The 17940-nt window shown below is 28.0% G+C and carries 17 protein-coding genes; 6 read left to right on the forward strand and 11 right to left on the reverse strand.

Going from position 1 to position 17940, the window contains the following annotated elements:
- Positions 1–31: 31 nt before the first annotated feature.
- The 5 genes from KGF39_RS00475 to KGF39_RS00495 all read right to left on the reverse strand — a co-directional run bounded on the left by KGF39_RS00475 (position 32) and on the right by KGF39_RS00495 (position 6562).
- On the reverse strand, positions 32–1054 hold the full coding sequence (locus KGF39_RS00475) for a LacI family DNA-binding transcriptional regulator (protein ID WP_227820767.1): 1023 nt from the start codon (positions 1052–1054) through the stop codon (positions 32–34).
- Positions 1055–1088: 34 nt separating this feature from the next.
- Complete coding sequence (locus tag KGF39_RS00480) at positions 1089–2687, reverse strand: sodium:solute symporter (RefSeq protein WP_227820768.1); 1599 nt, start codon at positions 2685–2687, stop codon at positions 1089–1091.
- A gap of 41 nt (positions 2688–2728) precedes the next feature.
- Complete coding sequence (locus KGF39_RS00485; RefSeq protein WP_227820769.1) at positions 2729–3994, reverse strand: MFS transporter; 1266 nt, start codon at positions 3992–3994, stop codon at positions 2729–2731.
- Positions 3995–4138: 144 nt separating this feature from the next.
- Positions 4139–5515 (reverse strand): ester cyclase, encoded by a 1377-nt coding sequence (locus KGF39_RS00490; protein WP_227820770.1) that lies wholly within the window; start codon positions 5513–5515, stop codon positions 4139–4141.
- 39 nt (positions 5516–5554) lie between these two features.
- Positions 5555–6562 (reverse strand): nuclear transport factor 2 family protein, encoded by a 1008-nt coding sequence (locus KGF39_RS00495; RefSeq protein ID WP_227820771.1) that lies wholly within the window; start codon positions 6560–6562, stop codon positions 5555–5557.
- Positions 6563–6841: 279 nt separating this feature from the next.
- Between KGF39_RS00495 and KGF39_RS00500 the strand changes: the two genes are divergently transcribed.
- Positions 6842–7063, forward strand: a complete 222-nt coding sequence (locus tag KGF39_RS00500) for a hypothetical protein (protein ID WP_413926975.1) — start codon at positions 6842–6844, stop codon at positions 7061–7063.
- Positions 7051–7206 (forward strand): hypothetical protein, encoded by a 156-nt coding sequence (locus KGF39_RS00505; RefSeq protein WP_227820772.1) that lies wholly within the window; start codon positions 7051–7053, stop codon positions 7204–7206. Before KGF39_RS00500 ends, KGF39_RS00505 begins: the two co-directional genes overlap by 13 nt.
- Positions 7207–7373: 167 nt before the next feature.
- Here KGF39_RS00505 and KGF39_RS00510 read toward each other — a convergent pair whose 3' ends face one another.
- From KGF39_RS00510 to KGF39_RS00535, 6 genes are all read right to left on the reverse strand, one after another.
- Positions 7374–8081: a methyltransferase domain-containing protein gene (locus tag KGF39_RS00510; RefSeq protein ID WP_227820773.1), complete on the reverse strand. Its 708-nt coding sequence runs from the start codon at positions 8079–8081 to the stop codon at positions 7374–7376.
- 582 nt (positions 8082–8663) lie between these two features.
- Complete coding sequence (locus KGF39_RS00515; protein WP_054272604.1) at positions 8664–9533, reverse strand: Nif3-like dinuclear metal center hexameric protein; 870 nt, start codon at positions 9531–9533, stop codon at positions 8664–8666.
- 268 nt (positions 9534–9801) lie between these two features.
- Positions 9802–10272, reverse strand: a complete 471-nt coding sequence (locus KGF39_RS00520; RefSeq protein WP_054272603.1) for a VOC family protein — start codon at positions 10270–10272, stop codon at positions 9802–9804.
- Positions 10273–10731: 459 nt separating this feature from the next.
- Positions 10732–11121 carry a BlaI/MecI/CopY family transcriptional regulator gene (locus KGF39_RS00525; protein WP_227820774.1) on the reverse strand — a complete coding sequence of 130 codons (390 nt, stop codon included), beginning with the start codon at positions 11119–11121 and terminating at the stop codon, positions 10732–10734.
- Between the two features lie 1056 nt (positions 11122–12177).
- On the reverse strand, positions 12178–13584 hold the full coding sequence (locus tag KGF39_RS00530) for a sensor histidine kinase (protein WP_227820775.1): 1407 nt from the start codon (positions 13582–13584) through the stop codon (positions 12178–12180).
- A gap of 39 nt (positions 13585–13623) precedes the next feature.
- Positions 13624–14331, reverse strand: coding sequence for a response regulator transcription factor (locus KGF39_RS00535; RefSeq protein WP_227820776.1), 708 nt, complete (start codon positions 14329–14331; stop codon positions 13624–13626).
- Positions 14332–14497: 166 nt separating this feature from the next.
- Here KGF39_RS00535 and KGF39_RS00540 point away from each other — a divergent pair, with 166 nt between their 5' ends.
- The 4 genes from KGF39_RS00540 to KGF39_RS00555 all read left to right on the forward strand — a co-directional run bounded on the left by KGF39_RS00540 (position 14498) and on the right by KGF39_RS00555 (position 17833).
- A complete protein-coding gene (locus tag KGF39_RS00540) occupies positions 14498–15421 on the forward strand; it encodes an ABC transporter ATP-binding protein (RefSeq protein WP_413926976.1) in 924 nt (307 codons plus the stop codon).
- Positions 15421–16182: an ABC transporter permease gene (locus tag KGF39_RS00545; protein ID WP_227820778.1), complete on the forward strand. Its 762-nt coding sequence runs from the start codon at positions 15421–15423 to the stop codon at positions 16180–16182. The genes KGF39_RS00540 and KGF39_RS00545 overlap by 1 nt, the downstream gene beginning before the upstream one ends.
- Positions 16183–16193: 11 nt before the next feature.
- Positions 16194–16931 carry an ABC transporter permease gene (locus tag KGF39_RS00550; RefSeq protein WP_227820779.1) on the forward strand — a complete coding sequence of 246 codons (738 nt, stop codon included), beginning with the start codon at positions 16194–16196 and terminating at the stop codon, positions 16929–16931.
- 632 nt (positions 16932–17563) lie between these two features.
- On the forward strand, positions 17564–17833 hold the full coding sequence (locus KGF39_RS00555) for a DUF3795 domain-containing protein (RefSeq protein WP_054272596.1): 270 nt from the start codon (positions 17564–17566) through the stop codon (positions 17831–17833).
- Positions 17834–17940 lie beyond the last annotated feature (107 nt).

The following is a 17940-nucleotide window of genomic DNA, read 5'->3' on the forward strand; positions in this document are numbered from 1 at the left end:
CATTCTTAACATATCCTTAAATATCAATCACTTAAACCGTAGAACCTCTTTCAATCAATTCTGGTTTTAACATTTCAACTACTGACTCTGGATTTTCTTCATTTAATAAAGATTTAAGTATATTAATTGTTTTTTCAATCAGCAAATCTAGTGGCTGTCTAATCGTTGTTAAATTATAACTTTTCCATGAAGCCATTTGAATATCATCATATCCTATCACTGATAAATCTTCTGGTATCCTCAACTTATACTCAAATCTTGCAGCATCCATTACACCAATAGCTATCAAGTCACTTGTGCAAAAAATTGCTGTTGGAGGACTTGATAATGCTAACATTCTCTTACCTGCTTCATATCCAGAATCATAATCATAGTTTGCAGATTCTTCTTTAAGATTATGAATCCCACTTTGTCTTAATTTAGAATAAAATCCAATTTTCTTTTCCATTTCTTCACTTGTTTCTCTTGTAAATTGGATATATCCTATATTCTTGTGACCTTTCTTAAGCAGATATTCAGCAGCCATGCCCCCACCTTCAATTGGGTCTACATATACTGTACTTATTTTTATACCAGGTATAAAACGATTAAAAAGAATCACAGGAATATTATTTTCTTCACAGGTCTCAGCCATCACCTTATTCATGGCTGAAGCTGTAATAATCACAGCTTCTACTTGAAACTGGATTACTTTTGAAATTATACTATCTATGCTTTCTTGTCTAGGAACTTTAAAAACAAGACACTGTTTACCTATCTCTTGAATTTTTTCTACAAATAAATTGATGATTCTGTTATAAAATGGACCTAGACTATCACCAACTATCAATCCTATAACATTAGTTTTTCCACTAATCATTCCCCGTGCAACTAAATTGGGAACATATCCGATTTCATTTGCTACACGAAAAATTTTTTCTCTTACCTCAGGTTTTACACCCTTTCCATTTGCACTACCAAATGCTCTTGAAACAGATGATTGGGATACTCCTGCCAATCTTGCAACATCTTTTGAGGTAGCTGATTTATTATAATGAACTTTCTTTTGATTCATTTAGTATTTCTCCTTAAACATCTAGTATTTCTTCTTAAAATTGTATCAAAAATAATATAATATATTGGATAATAAAAAAAGCTAATACAATTAATTCTTGTTTACCTAAAGAAAACGGCAATATAGATACTCCATCTACTCTATCTATTCCTTGAGAAATAAGGTGATTTCTCATACCAAATACAGTGTATTTTTTAATATCATCTACATTATGATTGTTCTTTAAAATAACACTAAAAATATATCCAAATATCAATGTTATTGTAGCACCTATTGCTGGATTCCACAACCAACTCACATTATATTTATTAGAAATAAAAAATCCTAAAGCTAATCCTACAATAAAACCAATAGATACCCCTTTGTCATTAGCTTTGTATGTAAACATAGCTAGTATAAATACACCTGTAGCTGGTCCAGCAAAGTATGAAATATAGTTACCAACAAGGTCAAGAATTGATTTGATACTTCCTCCAAATCCCATAATAATAAAACCTGTCATAACAACCCCTATAACTACAGTTATAATCATTGTAACTTTTAATGAGGATTCTTCGTTATCTTTTTTGAAATAAAACTCATAAATGTCTTTCGTAAAAACAGTTGTCATACTGTTTAATATAGAGTCAATACTAGACATCGCTGCTGCAAACACACCTGCAATAATAATTCCAATTGCTCCTACTGGAAGTTCATTTAAAATAAAAGTAATCATTATTTCATTTGAAGTTTCAAATGTTCGACCTTCATAAAAAACAAATAAAATTACTCCTACTAATAACATAAAGTAGTAAACTAAATTCATAACAAATGCACTAACTACAAAAGAATTTTTTGCACATTTTAAAGATTTAGACGTTAAGACTCTTTGTACCTGAGATTGGTCAAAGCAGAAGTATCTTATCCACATTACAGTTCCACCAATTAAAGTAGCCCAAAAAGCATTTGTAACTGAAACATCCCTACTGAAATCAAATGTATTTAATTTTCCACTCTGTTGTGCAATTTGTAATGTATCAAAGAAACTTAGATTCATTCCTTTTAAGGCTACAATAATCACTATAAATACAGCACTTATTACTACTATCATTTGAATACTATCAGTCCATATAACTGCTTTAATCCCACCTAATAGAGTATATATAATTGATACAAGGACAACGATTGGAACTAAAGCATAAAGTGACCATCCAGTAATCATTTGAATAATAAGCACTGGAATATATACCATAGAACTAGCTTGAATCAATGAATTAATAAAAAATTGAATAATAGTTAATCCCCTTGAATAATTTCCTAAACGAAGTCCCATATATTCATATACAGATGTTATTTTTAATCTATAAATAACTGGGGTGGTAATGCTCAGTGCAAAAAATATTGCTAAAGGAACTGCAATATTAACCATTACTGGATACATTCCATCTACATATGCCCATCCAGGACCTCCTATAAAGCCATTTGCACTAATCATAGTAGCTGCAACTGATAAAGCAATTGGAATCCATGGCATTGACCTACCTGCTAAGAAATAATCTTCTTGATTTTTATTATCTTTTCCTGAATAATAGCCAATAACTAACATTAACAGCAAATATCCTATTATAATACATACATCAATTGATGAAATCATAAGCCACCCCTTTCTAGGTAATAAAATAAATTCCTAGTATTTTATTCCTTATTATTTAAAGTTTCTGGTAAGAATAACCATACAATAGCACCTGCTACAAAGACCGCTATTGATATATAAAAGATAGTTATCATACCTAAAGTACCAGAAGCCGTACCAGCTATAGCAGGTATTGCAAATGTAGATATAATCCTTCCTCCATTAAATGACATACCAGAGGACAATGAGCGATATTTACTTGGGAATAATTCTGTATAGTATGCTCCCCATGCTCCAGAATATCCGACAGCAACACCTAGTAATATTGCTATCATGTAGAATGTTGTTGTATTATCTCCACCTAATTTTGTATATATAAAAACAAATACTCCTGCTAATACCATACCTATAAAAGGTATTTTTCTTCCAAATTTATCTGCTATTGAACCCCAGAATAAATATCCTACTAATTGACCAATTCCTTGTAAACTATATATAGAACCAGCTACTGATGCTGACATTCCTATTCCTGTTACTAGGTATGTAGTTGCATTATTTGAAAATGCTGAATATGCTGTAAAATTTGCACCTGATAAAAGAATTGTGCCCAACCCAATCCATAAGTATTTTCCTTTATACATACTTATATAGCTAATTTTTTCACCAGTTTCTTTTCCCTTTTTAACTAACTCCTTTGTATACTCCAAATCATCTGGAACAAAGAAAATTGCTAAGATAGCTCCAGCTATAGGTGGTATAATCGCAGTATACATCAGTATTTGCCAATTTGCATCACCTAAAACCCCATATACTTTCCCACCAAAAATCATGGCTAATGAAAATAAAGCAGTTAATATAGCAGCTAGCTTACCACGATATTTACTTGGAAACATATCTGCAACTAAAGGCATTGCTGTTCCAAACACGCCCCCTAACACTACTCCTGTACACAAACGTGCTATTTTCCATAACATAATATTTGTAGGAGACAGCATTGGTATAAATGTTGTCAATCCAATCAGTAAAGCAACACTAATTAAAGTCCTCTTTTTTCCAATTTTTGTAGAAATTACCCCAAAAATAAACGTACCTGGAATTGTACCAAAAGACATAACTGCAAATATTTCTTCTGTTTGTTTTAATGAAAATCCAAATCCGCCCTCTGCTAAAGCATAAATCATTGTTGGTTTAATAAAAGTACCTACCATAAAATTGTAGCAATAAAAAAAGTATATTAAAGCAATTGAAAAAAATGCAATTCCTCTTTTTAGGTTTGAATAGTCTTTTCCTAATATGATATCATTTTCTATTTCAACTGTTGTTTTCATATTTTTATAATTCCCCCTTTTAAATATTAGCCATAATTTTTCTAAAAGTTTAAACTTCTATTTTTCATATACATTCCCTACTTAGATTTTACAAAGTAATACTTACTTATGTAAATTTCAAAACTATTTATACTCTAAACATCCTTATTCTTCTACTCCCATATACATTTGTTTTAAGACATCCATACCATCAAAAGTTATCCACTCTTCTTTTACTTTACCTTGTAGTATGTGATAGTGATTGATTCCCATTACCTCTATATGCTTTCCAGAAGGCTGTCCAAAAAATCCTATACCTTCATTTATTCCACGTAATCTCCATCTTACAGATACATCATAACCTTCATTTTTTTCTCTTTGATTACAAGTTACTCTTTCTACTTCATAACTTCCATTTGGAATTGACGCAAGTAAGCTTACAATCATGCCTTGAATCTCATCATAACCATTTAAATCTTTATCACATATAAAATGTACTACTGCATTATCATGATAGTATTTTTTAACTTCATTTATATATTTATAATTATAAATATGGCTTGTCATCTCAAGCATCATTTCGCCAACAGAATCGTCTTTTGCTTGATACTTAGTTGGCATAAATTGACCATCCATAGATTCACAGATACCATAAGTTGATTGTAAGCTAAGAACCTTGGATTCACTTGCCTTTGCCATATTCTTTGCTACTTCCTGAGGATTTAATCCTAATTGAGTTACAATCCATAAATTATCTCTAACTAACCACTCTTCATGAATTCTATTGTTTGTTGTAGCACAATCAATTACAGTTCTAAAGTTTATTTTACGACCTGTTGCTGGTCCAAAATTACTATCACCTAAGTTAGTTGCTGTAGATAAAACACGATGAGAAGATAAAAAACCATCAGCACCAAAGTTAGACCATATTACATTTTGACCAATTAACCTTCTATCAGGAAAAGCATGCAATGTTTGAAGAGTGTTGGAAATAACATCTTTAATACCAACTAAATTTGAGGAACCACAATGCATTGTAACATTATTGTGATATGTGTCATAAATAACACCGATACCTTTTTCTTCCCAGATATTGTGTGTGATTTTCATAATATAATCTACAAAATCTCTATACTTAGAATCAAATCCAGGTATCTCTTGCTCCCTTTTTGTCTGTATTGAAAAATCATTGTAATCCATTACTCCAACAGGTGTTACTTCGAGTGAATCTCCATAATAAATTTTTGTAGATGACATATTATTTTCCCCCTTAAGCATAACTTCATTATTTTTTGCAGTAATAATATTTGTATTGAATTTATTGGTATCTATTTTATCTGTATTAGCTTTATCTATGTTTATTTTGTTCTCATTAATTTTATTTATCTCACTTCCATTTATGTTACTTTCATTTATATCACTAAAATTAGTTTTATTTATTTTAGATTCATTTTCTTCAACATTACTTGATTCAAATTCGCTCATAGAATCTTTTTTTACTTCATCTTTTTCCGTTATATGATTTTTACTGATAGACTTCATTTTATATTTTTTCTCCCTTTTTAGCATACGTATGCATATTTAAGCATTAAAAATACTTTTTGTTCTCTCAAGAATATCAAGACCTTGTTGTTTCAACCAATAAGGAATATCAATTAACACCCAATTTTCTTGAAGTTTATCTCCCTTACGATAATAAACATCAACAACCTGCATATCTGCTTTAACCTCTCCACCTGGTAATCCTAAAAAACCTCCACATGGTACATTAGTCAAGTTAGGCCATCCAAAGAAACAAGCAAAATTACCTTCTGCAAATCTACATATATGACCATTGAAAGTCTTTCCTTTTAAATTATTTCTAAATGGTAGCTGGTGTTGTTCTTGATATCTAGGTATAGTATAAGAAGCACCAATTCCACCTGGACCATACCAAATCATACCTTTAGCCCAAGATTTTTCAAGTATTTCTGGTGGGCATCCCATAGCACCACTTTCATTTAATTCAGATAAATCATCTACCATTTTATTTACTAATGCTAAAGTTTTTACTCCTTCAACTTCATCTGCATCTTCAAAAAGTAATCCATTATGGTCAATTGGTCCTGGATATACAAAATATGAACCTGTTTGTGGTGGCAATGGATTAACTCCTGCTTGAATCATAAATCCGATTATATCTACAAATAATCCAGTTTTAGAAATTTTGCCATCTTGGACACAGTTAAATTCTGCATATCTTAAACTAATCATTTTACGGGTATGCTTAATACCAAGCCAATCATTATCAAAAAGTCCCATAAAATGTCCCATACTCATTACCCATTCACTATTGTCAAGCTCATTTGTTCCTGCAATGAAAATATCTTGTCGTCTTTGCATATTACTCAATGAATTTTTTAAAGGCTTCCAAAATACATCTGATACATTTTCAATTCCCTCTTGTTCACGAAATGGATATACACCTTTCCAATTATAATCCGATTTCATGTATTGTTTTAAAACATTTTTAACTTCATCTCCATTAGCATTTTCTAACGCTTCAAAGTAATTCCTTACAATTTTTTTTGAATCTTGATATTTTCCCATAATTATGCCCTCCCAGATTTATTTAAGTTATAATTTAACTTTCTTTTCTCAATGCATACGTTTTCTATTTTTATCTCTTTTTCCCTGTTTCAAGTTCTTTTTATGAATACATATGCATTTTTTTAAATATTAACATATATCTAAAATTTTGTAAAGAAAATGTTATCATAAAAATATAATTTATATATAAATAATATACTAAAAATAAAAATTTTATTTCACAAATCACTTAATAGATTGTCTAATTTAATAGGGAGGTGAAGTTATGAGTAAAAAAGCATGTTCTCCAAACAGCATCTAAGTTTTGAATACTATGGAGCCGATATTAAAAATGGAAGCTCAAAAGATATTCCTGATTTATCTCAAAGCATAGAAAGTTCTATCCTTGAAGAAGAATTGAAGTATTCATGTACCAATGTGATGTTGCAATGTTTAGATGTAGAAAGTAGAAATATCACTATACTTAAAAAAGGAGACATATCAAGTAGATGGAAGGGATAAAATTTATAAAGCCAGAAGAAAAGTATATTTATTCGTATTGGCAGACTTTTGATAAAATAGCAAAAGAAAGGAAATATCTAGCTATGGATGAGGCATTTCCTTTTGAAGAAACAGTTGAATTTATCTTAAAAACACCCAATTGAGCTAAACAGTCCAATTGGGCATAAACAACCTAAAAAATCATTTTGTATATAAATTTTTCATTCAACTTATTTTTTTATTTAACTTATTTTTTAGTTCAACTTATTTTTTCATTCACCCTTTTATCTTATATTTTCATTTAACTTCTGCCCTTATTTATCCTATACTTTTATTTAACCCTCGCTACCAAAGAAATTGTATTAAAATACTTACCATTCTCTACTTCCATCATTTTTTTGTCATTTTTAGCATATGAATTATCGCAGTTTAACCAATCTTTCCAAGCTTCATCATGACAATTTAAAGCTTCACATCTCTCTACAGTTACAGACTCAGATTCTGACCAAAGTTCATTCCACCATTTAGTTGAATGAAAGTTCATATTGTCTTGCCAAAATGGAATAAGTTCATCTGGTATACAATCCACAAAATCTTGTTTTAATCCGGGCATTGCCATAGCAAGAATTCCTCCCTCTTTTACAAGAGGTGATATATGGTTATCTAAAAATCCTTCTTTGTTTCCAAAATAATGGTAAGAATCAACACTTATAACTGCATCAAAGAAGCCTTCTGCATAAGGTAATTCATGTGCCTCTGCCTGTATAGGAAATATTCTATCATCCAATTTAAACTCTTTAAATCTTTTATAGTTTTCAGTTGGTTCTATCCATAAATCTGTTGCAAATACAGTAGCATCAAATTCATTTGCTAGAAATATAGAGGATATACCTTTACCACAGCCTAAATCTAAAATACGCATCCCTTTTTCTAATTTTATCTTACTTGTTAATTCTTCTAATATCTTTATACAATTAGGTCCCATCATATTTTTCATGAGAAATTCCTTATCGTATTTATTGCTTTTTGTAAATATCATTCTATCTTTCCTTTCCCTATCAATTATTATTTATTAAATTTTCATATGTCTGATTTTCTATTTTTTAGATGACTCTTATAATGAGCAATCACCTTTTTATTCATTCTTTAACAGTCACTTTTAATGAGTAATCTTATCCATTCTGTGATAGTCACTTTAATAAGTAATCATTCTTTCTATATCTTTTTAGATGGTTACTCTAATAAGCAGTTGTTTTTGATACTTAATAAGTTTTCATTACTTCCACTTTAATCTATATACTAATTAACTTATTTAATTTAGTGCATATTTGACACTTTACCTTTTATTATACCATTTATTCTCATAAATATAATAATTCTATTTTTTTAAAATAAACATTTATGATAATTTAGAATAAACATTTATAAATTCTAATCAATCTTAAATAATATTCTAAAAAAATATCGAAAAATAAAGCTTCTAATCAATAATTGAAATTTTATTTTTAGAGGTAAAGGAATAGAGATAGAGTTTTCAAATAATTGTATAAATAGGCAAAAAAATAAACAGTTAGTCAAAACAAATTTTTACTAACTGCTTATTTTTATTGTTTAATATATTCTATAAATCTTCTAAGTAATACTTTCCTTGTAAAAATTCTGATTCTAGACCTAGATTTTTAAAATAATTGACCATAGCCATACATGCAAATTTTTCTGTAGAATAATGAGTAGCACCTATAACATTAATTAAATTATCTTTTGCTATTTGATGGAACTCTAATACTGGTTCAAAATGTTTTAAAGGTTTAGTAAATCCAGTAATATACAAATTTATGCCAAGTTCAGCAACTTCACTTGCTACAAATGGATAACTTCCTCCTCCTGCCGCAATAGCAACTAATCCATCTTTTAACATAGAATCTCCATAATCATACAATTTGACATCATGACCAACAGTTTTTTTAACTAATTCTTTAACTTCTTCTATGGATTGTAATGATGTCTTACAGATAACCCCTACCTTAATTTTATCATCATATTTGCAAAATGGTTCGACTATTTCTAGACCTAGAGCCTTTGCAAAACTAACAGAAGTTGAATAATCACTATAGTTGTCCAACGGGGAATGTAATACATAAAAAGAGATTCTGCGATTTTTCATCTCTTCCATATAAGATAGTGGTATGTCGTGAAATGGGAAACCTTCATCTGATGCTATATACCCCATTGCATGATGTGAAAAAATCAAAACATCTTTTTCATCTTTGTCTATAACCTGCTTAATTATCTCTTTATCAGGAAAAGTAGTTGTATATACTTTATTAATATTTTGAGCATTATCTAATACTAATCCTATGTACTTTGTTTTAAATTCTGAAGTAATAAAATCATTTTCAAAATTCATAAAACTCCAATCATCATTAATATTTTTAATATCAAATTCCAAATCTAATTTTTTATAAAGTTCAACTGCTTTAATAATAACCACTCCTCTATAACAATATCTTATTACTACATATTAATATAGTAATTTCCCGATAACAAACTTTATACATTTAAATATTTCTACTTCAATTTTGAAATATTATGAATATTAAATTTTATTAATGTATTTTAATGTTATCTTTATTTTTCCTTTATTAATATTTTCTTTATTTTAATTTAATTTATAACATCTGTCAAATACTAGTCCGATATATTATCTTGAATCAATTTTTCTATAATAAACTCTCACTCAATAGTTCTAATTAAAACAATCATTCCTTACTATTTTTACACTGCTTTACAAATTCAATTGGATGTTGAATTATTTTAGAAGTTTCTTCTACAGAATATCCTTCAGCTAAATATCTTCTAGCTATAACTTCCATAGACTCTCCTATCTCAATAATATGCTTATCTGGGTCGTAAATACGCACTACCCTTTGTTGCCATTCATATTTTAGTGGCTTATGAACAAACTCAACATCTTTATAAGAATTGAGTTTTTCAATAAATTCATCAAAATCATCAACTTCAAAGTAAAGTTCCATATTATTTGATTTTTGTATAATTGTATCTGGATTAATCCCTGTAAGCCATGCAAAATCTTCTTGTATAGCAAATCCTCCACTAAAAGTTACATTTTTGCCTAAATCTAACTCAATTTCTTGCTCAAATAATTCTTGGTAAAACTTTTTTGATACTTCAACATCATTTACTGCTAATAACGAAACCTGATATTTCATAAATTTTCCTCCTAATTTTTTATTAATCCTTTATTTCTATTTTATAAATATTTTTATTAATCCTTTACTTTTTCAATATTTTTTATTTTATCAGTTTAAATATGAAAACTCTATGTCATATTTATAAAATATACGTTTTTATCCATTTTAGAGATTCATAGTTTGTATTTTAAAACTCTCTTTAAGTCTTTACAGTTTGCATTTAAAATTCTCTTTAAATCTCACAGTTTATATTTAAAAAGCTACCTTAATCATACTTATATAATTGATAAGTAAAGGTAGCTTTTTAAATTTAATTAAATAGAATATCCATTGTTAATTTATGTTTACATTTAACCTGACTTTGATTTAAATTATAATCCACTTATAATTGATAGCTATATTACTTAAGTAGATTAATATATTGCACAGATACACCTACATATGATTTAGATTAATAATATATAAAAATAAGCTACTTTATACATTTTCTTCGTTCTTTTTTAGATTTTTTATCCACTCTTCAATAAATAATATCTCCTCTTTACTCAAATTAATATTTTCATGTAATGATAACAACAAACTCTTAATAGAAGAATCATGAATATTTCTAAAGAAATCTTTTGTTTCAACACTTACATATTCTTTTTCTTTAATTAAAACTTCATAATGTGTATATTTATCTATCTTTTGAGAATTTAGAAATCCTTTTACTACCAATCTAGATAAAAGAGTCAAAGTTGTCGTTTGTTTCCATTGATATTTTTGCTCCATTCCTAAAACAATATCTTTCGATGTTACTTTAGAATCTGCTTTCCATATAAATTTCATTATCCTTAATTCTGATTGTGGCAACTTTTTTATAGTCATGATAAAACCTTGCTACCCAGAATATAGACAAGCAATATCCATAATAAAATTTTTCGATTAAATACATCTTATACGGATTCATATAAGCTTAGATTTATAAGATATTTTTCAATCTTAATCCTAAATTTAGCTATTTGTACACAGTAAATATATATATATAATGTCAAAATTCTCTCGTATTATATTGCTTAATTTTATGAAATATTTTGTGCTCAGCTATCTATTTTGGATACTTGCCCAGTAGCTCTCCTTTCTTTTAAATTCTTTAATTTTAAGTATTTGTATTTCCTTAAATCTTGTTTCCTTAAAGTTTAACTTCTTAATTTCAGACTTCTTAAAAATAACGTTAATTGTAATCTTAAGACTATAATTTTAGCTTTATTTAATTAAAAAATTCTATATAATTATATTTTGCTATTTTATAATATTTTTTATTTGTATCCTACACAGTTTAAATTTTTTTATTAACTATATTATAAATTACATATACATTTCAACATATATATTTAAATATATATGTAATATCTTAAAATATATCATAAAAAGCTCTACTTTAGTAGAACTTTTGAAAGCAAAAAACGTCAATTAAAAACATTTCTCTTGTTCTAAATAAATAATTATAATAAAATAAACCTTTCATAATTACATAAAAGTTATTATAATTACATATAACCTACTATAATCAAAATATTTTTTAGCATATCATTATATTTTTCTTAAAATTAAAAAACGTTATATAATAATTCTATTTTAGTAGAATTTTTTTGTCAATAATAAAATTAAATATTAATTAAAAAATATGAAAAAAATGGAATTATCTAAAGAATTTAATAACCTTACAATAATTCCAAAATATTATTTCTATGAAAATTTTGATACCTTGAGTAACCCAGCTATAAGCACATAAAGCACAAATTACCCTTTATTTAATAAAACTTGACAAGAAAAGAATTTATCATTATTCTACTCTAATAGAGTTTCTTTGTCAATAAAGAATAAAATTATTTCCAAAATATTTTTATTCTTCATTCTTATCTGTTATTATTTTATAAAATATTACTTAATCAGTGGTAATTTTAATATTGTTTTTAATCCCTGACAATCAATACTCATAATATCTAACTTACCCTTATGTGCGTTAATAATACCTGCTACTATCAAAAGACCTAGACCATGATTTTGACCTTTAGCATATGCCTCACTCAAACCATTTTGAGTCTTTAGTAAATTATTAATTTTTTCTTTACTCATGCCTTTCCCATTATCTTCAACACTTATATAACAAAAATCTAAATCAGATTTAGAAATCACCTTTATATTACATCCTTGTTCATTATGAGTTATACTATTTTGTATTAAATTATTAATGGCTCTTTTTAATAATTTTTCATCTGCATCTATAGTAATATCTTCGTTCAATATATCAAGTTCGATATAAAAATTATTATCTAAATTACTATTTATAAACTCAGAAACAAGTTTTCTCAAAAACACAGAAACTCTAATCTTATTACAATTCAATGCTTGCATATTATATTCAAGTTTAGACACTAAATTTAGGTCATTTACCAATTCTCTAATCTTAATTCCTTGATTACAGATACTAGTTGCTTGCTCTTGCTCCCTCTGAGAAAGACTACTACTTTCTTCAAGCTCTCCAGCATATCCAATTATCATTGAAAGTGGTGTTCTTATATCATGAGATATTCCTGCAATCCAGTTAGACCTAGCTTCATCTCTCTTTTTAAGCTTTTCATTTTTCATTTGTAATTCTTTTGATACAGTATTAATAGATTTTGAAATATCACTAAGTACTCCTTTTTCTTGGAGAATAACTGGCTCACCCTTTGACATAAGCTTCATACCAGTAATAATTGGCTTTATAGATTTAACCATTTTTAATCCTATAAATAAAGCTATTAAAAAAGTAACCATTGCATTGACTATAAGCATACCAATTATTAAAATAGGAAACTGGTTTATTTCTTTAATCGTATAAGTAAGGTTGAATTTAGTATACATGTCCTTTGGATACCCTATTACTAATGTTCCATTTGGATGCTCCCATACATACACAGGGTAATCCTTTAAAAAGAACCTTGAAAACTTAGCTACATCCGTCAAAGTATAGTGATTTGGAATTTCTTTTGGCAAATCAAATCCCCATACTCTATCTCCATTACTATCTATTAGCATTGCCCAGATTTTATTCTTCTGTAGTATTTCCTTACTAGAATCATCTAGAATAAATTTTCCATCTTTTAAAATTAAATTATCCTCAAGCATAATTAAATTTGATTTTATTTCCCTACTATCATTTGTATCTAAATCCCCAGAATATTTAGAAACAAATATTGTATATGAAAACAGGAGAAAGCCTACTATATTTAATACAATAAAAAGCAATGAAATCAAGATACTTGAACCTATAAATCGCCTCAATATATACTTTACACTATCCAAAATTAAATCACTCCTCTTGATTTCTTTTATTCTAATATCTTAATTAATCATCAATTTATATCCAAGACCTCTTACTGTAAGAAGATGTTTAGGAGAAGACGGAGTTTTTTCTATTTTTTCCCTAACCCTTCTAACATGAACCATAAGGGTATTTTCATATCCATACATATCATCTCCCCAAATGGCTTGACACAGTGAGTCACTAGTAACAATTCTACCTTTATTTTCATACAGCTTTAAAAGTAATGAATGTTCTTTAGCTGTTAAAGAAATCTCTTGTCCATCTTTCTCAACACATGCACTATTTAAATTTACAACAACTGAATCTCCAAGTTTAAATACTGGCAACTCTTCTTCTTCTATATGCACATATACGCGATTTAATATACCTACAAGTCTTAAAGTAAGTTCCTTTGGTAAAAATGGCTTTACTATATAATCATCAGCCCCTAAGCCTAAACCAATCAATCTATCCTCATCTTCCCCTCTTGCAGAAAGAAAAATAACTGGTATCTTAGATGTTTCTCTAATTTTTCTCATAATAGAAAAACCATCTCCATCTGGTAAGACAATATCTAAAATTGCACAATCTGGCTTCACATTTCTAAACATCCTAACAGCTTCTTCATAACTTGATGCTAAAAATATTCTACTAAAACCCTCTTTTCTTAAGATTTCATCTACCATTTTTAATAATTCCTTGTGGTCATCAACCACAAGTATTTTTTTATCTTTTATCGACTCCATAATTAATTATCACCCTCCTTTAGTATACCATATACCCATTTTCATAACTTTGCCTCAATAGACTATTTAAGGTTATTGTAAGGTAAACTTCAGCTATCTGAAATGTAGTTAAGTTATTATACTGATATAAGCTAAAAAAAACAATAAACACAGATTAAAAAAGGGGATGAAATATATGGAAATGATAATTAAGACACAAAAACTTTCAAAGGAATACAATAAAATATTTAGAGTAAAGGATATAGACCTAAGAGTTCCAAAAGGAGCTGTATACGGCTTCTTAGGTCCTAATGGAGCAGGAAAATCTACCACTCTTAAAATGCTACTTGGACTTGCTAAACCTACACAAGGAAATATTAATATTTTAGATAAGGAATTAAATGAAAAGAACAGAATATCAATCTTAAAAGATATAGGTTCATTGATAGAATCTCCATCATACTATGGGCATTTGACAGGTCTTGAAAACATGACTATTATGCAAAGACTCTTAGATTTGCCTAAAAGAAATGTAAATGAAGCATTGAAAATAGTAAGGTTAGAAAACCAAAAAAATAAAAAAGTTAGCCAATATTCTTTAGGTATGAAGCAACGTCTTGGTATTGCTATGGCTATAATGAAATTTCCTAAATTGTTAATACTTGATGAGCCTACAAATGGACTTGACCCAGCAGGAATTGAAGAAATTAGAGAATTAATAAAATCACTGCCAGAAAAATATGGTATGACAGTCCTAATCTCTAGCCATCTTTTAAGCGAAATTGACCAGATTGCCACATCAATAGGAATAATAAATCATGGTGAACTTGTTTTTCAAGATAGTATAAAAGAACTTCGTGATAGAGGTCAAAGCCATATTGCTATTAAAACACAAAATCTTGTATCTGCACAAAAGCTATTGAATACTAAAGGATATATGTCCCTTATACAAGATGGATTCTTGACTATTGAAGATTTAAAAGACTCCGATGTAGCCAAAATAAACAGCATGCTTGTCCATTCAAATATTGATGTATTTAGAATAGAAGAACACAAAAAGAGCTTGGAAGATATATTCCTAGAACTTACTGGTAAGGCGGTGACTTTATAATGAAATACCTTGGTCTAGAGTTTTATAAACTTAAAAGAAAAAAAATTATATTGATGACATTTTTATTTGTCGCTGTTGAAATACTGTGGTGCATTATAAATTCAAATAGAGCTATTACACATAATCCAGATATGTTAGGTGGATTTGAGTACTCATATATGGTTATGAGTTTTGCAAGTTTAAACGGCTTATTCTTTCCTATTTTAATAACAATAATTACATCACGTATAAGCGATATAGAACATAAGGGAGATACATGGAAACTTTTAAAATCTTCTGTAACATCTTTAAATAGCATTTATTTATCTAAGTTCTTATGCTCCGTTATTTTGGTATCTGCATCTGTATTGATGCAAATGCTGTCTATTGTACTATTTGGATGTTTTAGAGATGTTATTGAATCATTATCTATATTTTTACTTTTAAAATATACATTAGGAACAATTTTTGTAAGTATGGCTATAACTTCACTACATCTGTGGATTGCAACTGTAATCCCAAATCAAATGATTGCAATTACATTTGGAATGATAGGTAGCTTTATAGGTTTGACATCAGGATTATTTTATCAAGGTATTCGTAGATTGTTTATATGGTCTTATTATTTAGAATTAACACCTCTAAATTATGCTTATGACAATACTGTAGGGTCATCTGTTTACAGAGTAGATATGCACTTTTCACTTACAATTTTAATATTCTTAATTGGAATGTTAATTTATTATATTGGAAGAAATCATCTTCTAAAAAAAGAAGTATAGGAGGGGTTTAAATGTTAAGGAAATCAGTTTTTGGAGAAATCCTAAAGTTAAAAAATTCTTTTATATGGTATGTATTATTAGCACTGCCACTTATAAGTGTGTTGATTGGTTCTGGTAACTTTTATCTGAATCAAGGTATACTCCAAAAAGAATGGTACAGCTTATGGACTCAAGTTAGTCTTTTTTATGGGGAATTTTTCTTTCCTATCTTAATCGCAATCTTTTGTGCATATATTTGTAGGCTTGAACATATGAATCATAACTGGAATAATGTAATGACATTGCCAATTAATTTAAAGAATATCTTTTTATCTAAACTTGTGGTAATTTCAATACTTACAGCTATTACACAAATTTTCTTTGTTATCTTTTATATAGTTGCAGGAAACATGTTCGGTTTTTCTGATAGTATACCTAAAGAACTTACTGGTTGGATTGCTAAAGGATGGATTATTTCCATTTCAATAGCTTCTATACAGTTATACATGTCTATAAAGATTAGAAGTTTTGCCACTCCGATTGGTATTAGCCTTTGCCTTTCTCTATTTGGTATGGGATTAATAGTAGCAAAACCTGCTATCGGGATATTTTTCCCTTACTCTATGTTAGCAAGTGCTATGGGGGTTATAAAGCAATCTGCTTTAAATATTAATGATACTATGGTTACAATATGTGTTGCAATTATTACTACTATAGTATTTTCTAAAATTGCCAATAGAAATTTTAGAAAAAACGATGTTATTTCTTAATGTTGAAACCTCATAATTAAAATAAAAGCCATCTGTTATAGCTCAAACACTTATTTTATTTAATTATATTTGAAATATAAATAGATGGTTTACTTATTAATTACACCATCAGTTACTTTAACACTTATACTTATTACTATAATTGTAATATGAAATCTAAGTTTTGATACATGTTAGTAAATTTTTTATTTATAAACTATATGCCTTCTGTTTAAAGACTATATATTCGATATATTCTTATAAGTAAAAATACATAATAATATTTTTATTTAAAATTATTTAGTGTTATACTAAAAATTTAATGCAAAAATAACTCTTCTATTATATAATAAAAATTAATTAAATATAGCTAAAAAATATTGAATATACTGAATAAATACTTAACCCTTGAGAGATATAATTAAAATGATAATTAGGCAAGAAAAACGATAAACAGGAAGATGAATTACAAGGAATGTATAGTGCTGTAGAATATTCAAAGAAGTTTTTTGAGTAGTTTCTATAAATTTACAACAATATAAATAATAATTTTACGTGTAATGTTTAGATGACCTAAAATCAATTATTTGAACTTTTAGAGTCATCTAAAATTATTTTATAATACTTTTAATTAATAGAAAGGATGTTTGAATATGTTTGAATCAAGATGTGGTGTTCTCTGTAACAGTTGTACAAGAAAGGAACAGGTAAATTGTACTGGTTGCCCAACTATGGAAAAACCATTTTGGGGTGGAGAATGTAAGGTTAAAACTTGCTGTGAAGACAAGGAACTTAATCATTGTGGAGAATGTGATACTTTCCCATGTGATATGCTCTTAAATAAGGGAAAAGACCAAGGTTTTGACCCTATGATAAATATTGAGCAGTGTAGAAAATGGCTTGAAGAAACAGTTTCTAATTAATTATCTTAGAATGTTTTATTAAGTGGTGTATTTAGCCATATGGATAGATTTACATAAAATTTATACCCAAAATAGGGGGTGTCTCAAAATGAACTTTTTAGTTCATG

Source organism: Clostridioides sp. ZZV14-6345, assembly GCF_020657775.1.
GTDB classification, from domain to species: domain Bacteria; phylum Bacillota; class Clostridia; order Peptostreptococcales; family Peptostreptococcaceae; genus Clostridioides; species Clostridioides difficile_D.